The sequence below is a fragment of the Aquiflexum sp. genome (assembly GCF_977115555.1).
Genome location: NZ_CDSBKL010000167.1, coordinates 1 through 8,420, shown reverse-complemented (window position 1 = coordinate 8,420; position 8,420 = coordinate 1). Strand labels below are relative to the sequence as shown.

The 8,420-nt window shown below is 38.9% G+C and carries 8 protein-coding genes and 2 pseudogenes; 6 read left to right on the top strand and 4 right to left on the bottom strand.

From position 1 onward, the window contains the following. The 3 genes and pseudogenes from ACZFYI_RS11195 to ACZFYI_RS11185 all read right to left on the bottom strand — a co-directional run. Positions 1-339 (bottom strand): annotated as a pseudogene (locus tag ACZFYI_RS11195) (glutamine--fructose-6-phosphate transaminase (isomerizing)); the annotation flags it as partial. A 121-nt stretch (positions 340-460) separates the two neighbouring features. Then, the gene (locus ACZFYI_RS11190; protein WP_462524214.1) at positions 461-1,804 is read right to left on the bottom strand and encodes a DUF4270 family protein; all 1,344 of its coding nucleotides are present in this window, start codon (positions 1,802-1,804) and stop codon (positions 461-463) included. Beyond that, positions 1,788-2,597: a glycogen/starch synthase gene (locus ACZFYI_RS11185; RefSeq protein ID WP_462524213.1), complete on the bottom strand. Its 810-nt coding sequence runs from the start codon at positions 2,595-2,597 to the stop codon at positions 1,788-1,790. The genes ACZFYI_RS11190 and ACZFYI_RS11185 overlap by 17 nt, the downstream gene beginning before the upstream one ends. A gap of 125 nt (positions 2,598-2,722) precedes the next feature. Between ACZFYI_RS11185 and panC the strand changes: the two genes are divergently transcribed. From panC to ACZFYI_RS11155, 6 genes are all read left to right on the top strand, one after another. Next, positions 2,723-3,571 carry a pantoate--beta-alanine ligase gene (gene panC, locus ACZFYI_RS11180; RefSeq protein WP_462524212.1) on the top strand — a complete coding sequence of 283 codons (849 nt, stop codon included), beginning with the start codon at positions 2,723-2,725 and terminating at the stop codon, positions 3,569-3,571. A 21-nt stretch (positions 3,572-3,592) separates the two neighbouring features. After that, positions 3,593-3,940: an aspartate 1-decarboxylase gene (gene panD, locus ACZFYI_RS11175; RefSeq protein ID WP_241143485.1), complete on the top strand. Its 348-nt coding sequence runs from the start codon at positions 3,593-3,595 to the stop codon at positions 3,938-3,940. 2 nt (positions 3,941-3,942) lie between these two features. Further along, entirely contained in the window at positions 3,943-4,944 is a 1,002-nt protein-coding gene (locus tag ACZFYI_RS11170) for a lysylphosphatidylglycerol synthase transmembrane domain-containing protein (protein WP_462524211.1), read from the top strand. A 32-nt stretch (positions 4,945-4,976) separates the two neighbouring features. Further along, entirely contained in the window at positions 4,977-5,669 is a 693-nt protein-coding gene (locus ACZFYI_RS11165) for a zinc metallopeptidase (protein ID WP_462524210.1), read from the top strand. 104 nt (positions 5,670-5,773) lie between these two features. Further along, positions 5,774-6,913 (top strand): acyl-CoA dehydrogenase, encoded by a 1,140-nt coding sequence (locus ACZFYI_RS11160; protein ID WP_462524209.1) that lies wholly within the window; start codon positions 5,774-5,776, stop codon positions 6,911-6,913. A 139-nt stretch (positions 6,914-7,052) separates the two neighbouring features. Further along, positions 7,053-7,982, top strand: a complete 930-nt coding sequence (locus tag ACZFYI_RS11155) for a helix-turn-helix domain-containing protein (RefSeq protein ID WP_462524208.1) — start codon at positions 7,053-7,055, stop codon at positions 7,980-7,982. Positions 7,983-8,062: 80 nt separating this feature from the next. Here ACZFYI_RS11155 and ACZFYI_RS11150 read toward each other — a convergent pair. Beyond that, positions 8,063-8,420: pseudogene (locus ACZFYI_RS11150) on the bottom strand (TonB-dependent receptor); the annotation flags it as partial.

The window sequence follows — 8,420 nt, the reverse complement described above, 5'->3', positions numbered from 1 at the left end:
GTCTGTTTTGAGGACATCATAATTTTGAATGATGCCGTTGTGGATCATCGCAAATTTTTCATTGGAAGAATAATGAGGATGGGCATTGACATCATTGGGTTCACCATGTGTGGCCCAACGCGTATGTCCTATTCCAATTTTCGAATTAAGATTTTCGAAATTTTGGAGGTGGGATTCCAATTCGGAAACTTTCCCCTTTTTCTTGTAAATACTTAGGCCGTCTTTACCGATTAATGAAACTCCCGCGCTGTCGTAGCCACGGTACTCTAGTCTTTTAAGGCCTTTTATAATGATAGGTAAGGCTTCCTGCTGCCCTACATAAGCTACTATTCCACACATATTTAAAAATTTAACTTTCCAAATGTATGCTTTTTAGAATTATCCTAAAAATTACAGCTAAAAAAATAGACTTTTTTAAAATAAATTGAATTTCATTTGCACTTCTTTAAAATCCATTGTTCTACAAGGATCTGCTTCTTGAATAAAAGATTTTCAGTTTGATGGTATTTTGATCAACCACATAGTCTTCCAAAGATTGAATAAAATTTCTGTCCTGCGTGGAGACCGCAGGGTACAAAAGAAAATCTCTCCTCACCATTTTCTTTCTATAAAGGGCATTTATATGAGAAGTGATAAACTGTTTGTATGTTTTTTCATTCTTTACGAAAGATAACAAAGCTGGCTGGTCTGAATAAATCGGTTCAGATGTATTAGGATCTACCTGAACCCTACCGTCAGGCTGTACGGCCATGGGAAGTCCATCTGTCCTAAAAAGAACTTCATTGGTTTCATTGGTAAAAAACATGATATGGAATTGTGGGGGCAATCTATTTGGGGAATAATTAATGACTGGACCCATTTCCAAAGTTACCTGATTGAAATTGGCATTGACTAATGTGTCCAAAAACTCATCCAAGGGACTCATGTCTAATTTGACATACATGCCAAATGTGGATTTTCCACCTGCATATTGTCCTAGATCATAAGAAATGGTAGGTTCAGTGACGACCTCAATCGGTGTGCCTGTTGGATCGTTAATTACCTGACTGAAATGTCTAGCCAAATTGAAATTAATACCTGTCGCTATGGGATAGGCTCTTGAAACTGTATCTCCTTCATTCTTGAAGTAAAAAATAAATCCGGTATTGTTTCCCACCACTGTACCGAATCCCACATTTTCACCTTCTTCTGCTTTGAAAGCTAGGCCAGGCAAAAACTCCCGGAAAGAGAAGATGTCTTGAAAGTATCTGCCGTCTTTTAGTTCGGTAAAGATTTCCTGAGTCAGTGCATTGTCGACTTTGGTAGATACAATGGTGTCTTGCCTGTCTGTAAAATCAAAAGTTGCGCTGAACGAAGGCGTTGGCTCGTAGGCTACACTGCTGAAATTATAATAGTTTATATCCTGGATCTGTTCAGTAAGTAGGTGGACATGGATAGTCTTTGGGTTTATGGTATCTGCTGTCAATACCTCTCTCATGTTGAAGAGAAACTTGACAGAATCCAGCACCGCGTTTTCTTTAGGCCTTGCTATATCTCTGTTGAAGAAAAGTCTTGAATAACCAATACTTTCGGTTTTTCCGAAGAAATCGCTTTCCTCATTTCCATAAACCAAAACGCCGCTGTTTGTAGTACTCAGGGAATCCTGAAGGACTACAGTAGCAGATAGGGATATTTCTTGGTAGAATACCCCTATCTGATTGTTGTCAGGATCCAGCTCCAATCCTATATTGGATGGGTCCTCGCAGGAAGTTGCAATGGTAAGAACAAGAAATAATATAGCGGTCAGCTTAGCCGGCCAAGTCATTATAGATGTTGTAATAACTTTCAAAAAGTTTCTCTTCTTCGCTGTTAATCTCACACTGTTTTTCTTTAGAGCACTCCTCGATGAGTTTGCTGAGGTTTTCGGATATGTCTTCACTTTTGATGACCACGTCGGCATATTCCATTCCTATCTTTAGGAAGCCTTCGTAATCTTTTGATTTAAGAGGAGCTAAAATGGCATCGTCAATGTCCACCATTTTGACTTTCTCAAACAAATCGTCGCCAAATTTATGGGTAAATCCGGTATTGTAAATAGCAAACACCGATTTTGTATCCTTAAAGAGAGGCTCGTTTTTGTAGGTAGTCTTAAGATACATTGGGATCAGACTTGTCATCCAGTCATTACAATGCACCACGTCAGGAGCCCAGCCTAATTTTTTCACTGTTTCTATGACACCTTTGCAGAAGAAGATTGCTCTTTCATCATTGTCTTCATAGAATTTTTCATGCTTGTCATGAAACACGCTTTTTCTCTGGAAGTAGTCTTCATTGTCGATGAAATAAACCTGGAGCTTGGCATTTGGAATTGAGGCAACCTTGATAATCAAGGGTTTCTCTTCTTCTCCTACGGCAATATTGATTCCTGACAACCTCACTACTTCATGCAATCTGTTCTTTCTTTCATTGATGAGTCCAAATCGCGGCACAAGAATACGGATTTCCATCCCCATTTCCTGCATCGCTTGGGGCAGGGCCCTTACGAAATTGGCCACTTCAGAAGTCTGTAAAAACGGATTGATTTCACTTGCAACGTAGAGAATACGGAGTTTAGACATACCTTGTTGTGTTTTGATGAGTGATAATAAACGCACAAAGATACAAAAAAAAGCGGTAAATCCATTGTTTTTCTCAGGAATAACATAGTTTTGCCTCTATTTTACATTCGCAAAGTACAACAATAGTGTATATCCTTGGGACCAAAGAGGAGGTAAATTCAAACCTCCAAATCCTCCGAAATAACAATAAAACCATTGGTTTGGTACCTACCATGGGTGCTTTGCACCAAGGTCATTTGGAATTAGTCAAAATAGCAAAACAATATTCTGATATTGTGGTTGTCTCCATCTTTGTCAATCCCACCCAATTCAATAATCAGGAAGACTTTGAAAAATACCCCAAAACTTTGGACAAAGACTTGGAAATATTGAACAATTCTGAGGTAAATTACCTTTTTCTGCCTGATACCGAGGACATTTATCCTTCAAAGCCTTTGCTTTCCATTGATTTTGGACATTTGGATAAAATATTGGAAGGTTCCTTCCGTCCAGGCCATTTCAATGGGGTAGGAATAGTGGTTTCCAAACTGTTAAATATTGTTAAACCCCATATTGCATACTTCGGACAGAAGGATTTACAGCAGGTTGCAATCATCAAAAGGCTTGTACAGGACCTTTCATTTGATGTTCAAATCAATGTTGTTCCTACTGTACGCGAAGAGGATGGTATGGCATTGTCTTCCCGAAACCTGAGATTGGATCCCGAATCAAGGAAGGCAGCCCGGATTATTTCCAAGGCACTATTTTTTGCGAAATCAGAACTTTTATTGGGTCGGCCGTGGTTAAGCATCCGAAAAATGGTCAATCAGATGTTTGAATCTGAGCCAATAGCGAAACTGGAATATTTTGAATTGATAACTTCTGATACCTTTTACGTATTAGAGAGTATCGGAGAAGAAAAAAGTGTTTCCATCTGTGCTGCCGCTTACTTCTCGGATGTCCGGTTGATCGACAATGTTTCCATATTTGATTAAATTCGCGCAAAATTTCCCAACATGCATATCCAGGTTTTAAAATCTAAAATCCACAGGGTAAAGATTACCCAAGCAGAATTACATTACGTCGGTAGCATTACCATAGATGAAGATATCCTTGATGCTGCCAATATGATTGAAAATGAAAAAGTCGCTATCGTCAATATCAATAATGGTGAAAGGCTGGAAACATATGTTATCAAAGGGGAAAGAGGAAGTGGAATGGTTTGCCTCAATGGCCCAGCTGCAAGGAAAGCACAGGTTGGTGATATTGTTATCATCATTTCCTATGCTTCTATGGATTTTGAAGAAGCCAAAAAACACAAACCCGTCATTGTTTTTCCTGATGACCACAACAAACTGATTTAAAGGTGAAATTAAGCCTAAGACAATGGATACAGGTTGCATTATCTTTGATAGCTGCTGTCTGGATTTTTTGGTTTTTGTACAAAGACATCAGTCTGGAAAGCCTGATCAAGTCAGTTTCGGAGACTTCCTTTCCATTGTTGGGCTTTTCTATATTGGTTTCCCTACTTGGGTTTTGGTTGCGTGCTTGGCGATGGACACTACTTATTGATGCTGAGGAGTCAAATAAAACTTCTTCCTTAAGAGCATTTTGGGCATTGATGATTGGGTATCTGACCAACATGCTAGTTCCTAGAGCTGGAGAATTAGCCCGCTGTGGGGTTTTGGCAAAAACCGACGAATTACAAGTGGGCAAGTTATTTGGGACTGTGATTCTAGAAAGAACCGTTGATCTTCTTTTTCTGGTTTTTACAATTTTCCTAGCCTTTGTTATTGAAAGAAACCTCTTTCTTCAACTTTTTTCTGAATTGGTCTCTCTTACAACTTTGATGGAAAAGTTAAACAGATACTTGCCCCTTCTTATTGGCGGTCTTTTGATATTTGGTATTTTCTTTTACTTAGCTTTTCAAAAATATAAGGACAAAAATATTTTTGTGAAATTGAGGCACTTTATTCGTGATTTGATAAAAGGTGTCGTCAGTATCCGGAAAGTGAAAAACCAATTTGGGTTTTGGGGAAGTTCTTTTGCGATCTGGATAATTTACTTTATTACCTTGGTATTAGTGGCATTGGCCATCCCTTCTACTGCCAACTTGTCACTTAGCTCTCTGCTCATGGTCATGGTCATGGGTAGTATTGGCATGGTTGCTCCGGTCCAAGGCGGAATTGGGACCTTCCACGCATTGGTGGCCTTTATTTTGATAGCATATGGACTGAGTGAGGAGGAGGGAAAAATATTCGCAGTCATCGTTCATAGCAGTCAGGTTTTGACTATTGTGATATTGGGACTTGTGGCTTTGGGAATTGTCTTAAAAATAACTTCCAAAAAAGAATCCAAATCTTCTTAATTTCGTAAACACAAAGCAAAAAATAAAAAACTATGATTATTCTGATTTTAATTGTTGTTGTCTTCGCAGGCCTTGGTTTTGTAGTCAGCTCAAAGCTGAAAAGCAAATTCAAAAAGTATTCGCAGACTCCTCTAATGGCAAATCTTTCGGGAAAAGAAATTGCTGAGTTGATGTTGGCAGATAATAATATCCACGATGTCAAAGTAATGTCTGTGGAAGGCCAACTTACAGACCACTATAATCCAATGAACAAAACTGTCAATCTGAGCCCTGATGTATTCTATGGAAGGAATGCAGCAGCAGCGGCAGTATCCGCCCACGAATGTGGCCACGCTGTCCAGCATGCAAGGTCATATGCATGGCTCAACCTACGTTCCGCAATGGTACCTGTACAAAATATCAGCGGTAAAATATTGAATATCGTGCTTATCGCATCTTTGTTAGGAGGAGCTTTTATGGGACTTCCTTATGAATTTATAGGATATATAGTGGTAGGTTCCTATGGCGTGATGACGCTTTTCACTTTTGTTACACTTCCGGTGGAATTTGATGCAAGCAATAGGGCTTTGGCTTGGGTTAAAGAAAGGAACATTGTAACTCCTTCCGAATTCGAAATGTCAAAAGATGCTTTGAAATGGGCAGCAATGACTTACGTGGTAGCTGCACTTGCATCATTGGCCACTTTGGCGTACTACATTTTCATTTTCTTTGGAAATAGAGATTGAGGAAACTTAAATTGACAAAATGAGTTTACTTTAAGGGGCAAGAAATTGTCCCTTATTTTTTTTTCTTATATCTTCCGATCCAAATAATTAACCCAAATATTCTTATGAATTTCGAATACACAGAAGAACATGAAGCAGTCCGGGATGCCGCTAAAGAATTTGCCCAATCCGAACTTTTGGAGGGTGTAATTGACAGAGACACTGAAGGAAGATTTCCCAAGGAGCAGGTTAAAAAAATGGGTGAACTTGGTTTTATGGGAATGATGGTAAACCCCAAATACAATGGTGGAGGAATGGATACCGTTTCCTATGTGCTTGCCATGGAAGAGATTTCAAAAATCGATGCTTCGGCATCAGTGTGCATGTCAGTCAATAATTCATTGGTGTGCTGGGGATTGGAAAAATATGGTTCTGAAGCTCAAAAAGAGAAATACTTGAAGAGATTGGCGACAGGTGAAATCCTTGGGGCTTTTTGTTTGTCAGAGCCTGAGGCAGGTTCAGATGCCACCTCTCAGAAGACCATGGCTGAATTGGAAGGGGATCATTATATCCTCAATGGCACAAAAAATTGGATTACAAACGGGAGTTCTGCCTCCGTCTATCTAGTCATTGCCCAAACGGATGCCGCCAAAGGACATAAAGGAATCTCTGTATTCATTGTAGAAAAAGGTCAGGAAGGATTTGTAATTGGAAAAAAAGAAGATAAATTGGGCATTCGAGGCTCTGACACCCATTCCTTGATGTTTTCTGATGTAAAAGTTCCCATTTCAAATAGAATCGGTGATGAAGGCTTTGGTTTTACTTTTGCAATGGAAACCCTTAATGGAGGCAGAATCGGTATCGCGGCCCAGGCTTTGGGAATTGCATCAGGGGCTTATGAATTAGCCCTTGCATACTCCAAAGAAAGGAAAGCTTTTGGAAAACCTATCAGCCAACATCAGGCCATTCAGTTCAAATTGGCGGATATGGCAACAAAGATTGAAGCAGCAAGGCTTCTGGTTTTGAAAGCTGCTTGGCTAAAGGACCAAGGAAAGGATTATGCTTTTGCAAGTGCAATGGCAAAACTTTATGCTTCTGAGGTTGCGATGAATGTCACCATAGAAGCCGTTCAGGTACATGGCGGTTATGGATACGTGAAAGAATATCATGTGGAGCGTTTGATGCGCGATGCAAAAATTACACAGATTTATGAAGGAACAAGCGAAATTCAAAAAATAGTCATATCAAGAAGTATAATAAGATAATCTTATTCAAATCATAAAAAAAGGCATAAAATCTATTTTTTATGCCTTTTTTCTTTTTAATGCAAAAAAATATTGAATAATCACCTTGCTTTTAGAAAATTGTGATAGTTTTACGGCACAACCTATAATAACTGCTTTCATGGAATATTACAATAAAGTAATCGAATCTGTCGGGGTTAGGTTTCTGAAGGGAAACAATTTCAAAATTGAAAAACCTGTTACAGTATCCGATTACAGCGACACTGAAAATACCGTTTTTTTGCTTCATCAAGGTTCTCTTAAATTTTCTGAAGAAATGGAATTGGTAAATGAGGGAGAGATTCTTTTTATACCTGCAGGAAGAAAGACGAATATTTCTTTTGGCCAACAAGGGAAAAAAGCAGAAACCAACAATGAAGGATTTGTTGACAATAAAAGAAAATACCTTCAGACAATCTCCTTTAAGGAGATAAAAAGTGTTGAAGAAGATTGTGTTACGATACTGAATTTTGAAGCCAAAGTTTTTGATGTAGTAAACTTCTTCCACTCTTTGGGAATTCCTCCTTTTGTCATCAGGTTCAATGATAGGGTTGCAACAATCGTCGAGGATATCATCAAAGAATCTGAACAGAATACACCGGGCAAAGAAAGGGTAATCAAATTATATACTGAACTATTGGTAATTGAAATTGTCCGTCACGTTCTCAAAAACAGGTTGTTTGTAGAAGAGCTTTCTACCAACAGTACCTATTTCAAAGACCCAAGGTTGATAGACTTGTTCAATTATATCAAGAAAAATATTGGCGGGGACCTTTCCAATAAAGTTTTGGCTAAGGTGGCCAATGTATCTGAGGATTATGTAGGGCAGTATTTCAAGATGTTGACAGGCATCAATCCTCAGGATTACATCGAATATCAAAGAATGGAAGCGGCGGTTGAGTTACTTAGAACTTCCAAGAAGAGTATCAGAGATATCGGCAAAGACGTGGGCTATAAAGATACTGCCTATTTCTGTAGGAGATTCAAGATGATGTATGGATTGCCGGCCGGAAAAATGAGAAGACGTGAATCATTGATAAACGTACAATAAACCCAATCAATTTAACCAAAAAAACCGTCCCCTGCATAGTTGGGAGACGGTTTTTTCATTTTAAGTCCAATTCCTGATTCTTAGAACTCTACGATGATCCCAATGGTCGGAAGGATCGTTCCTGCAGGATTATCGATAAATTTCATTTGGTATCGGCTAGGATCATTTGGATCAATTTTAATACTTCCGTCCGATTCTCTTACAGGAATCAGAACAGGAGGTTGTTCAGCTTGGAAGTTGAAGGCATTTTGTACATCAAAATACCAGTTCAGATTCCATTTATTGAAGAAATAGCGCTTATCAATTCTGAAATCCAGCTGGTTGAATGCCGCCAATCTCTGTGTATTGATTTGGTTGAAATCCAATACAGCCCGACCTGTCAAGTCCCAAACTTCCCTCAAAGAGGATGTCTCCACATCTACCGGAGTAAACGGCAGT

Bases quoted from the DNA above. Each gene is read 5' to 3' on its own strand.
- ACZFYI_RS11190 (WP_462524214.1), bottom strand. From the start codon at position 1,804: ATGACTTGGCCGGCTAAGCTGACCGCTATATTATTTCTTGTTCTTACC.
- ACZFYI_RS11185 (WP_462524213.1), bottom strand. From the start codon at position 2,597: ATGTCTAAACTCCGTATTCTCTACGTTGCAAGTGAAATCAATCCGTTT.
- panD (WP_241143485.1), top strand. From the start codon at position 3,593: ATGCATATCCAGGTTTTAAAATCTAAAATCCACAGGGTAAAGATTACC.
- ACZFYI_RS11165 (WP_462524210.1), top strand. From the start codon at position 4,977: ATGATTATTCTGATTTTAATTGTTGTTGTCTTCGCAGGCCTTGGTTTT.
- ACZFYI_RS11160 (WP_462524209.1), top strand. From the start codon at position 5,774: ATGAATTTCGAATACACAGAAGAACATGAAGCAGTCCGGGATGCCGCT.
- ACZFYI_RS11155 (WP_462524208.1), top strand. From the start codon at position 7,053: ATGGAATATTACAATAAAGTAATCGAATCTGTCGGGGTTAGGTTTCTG.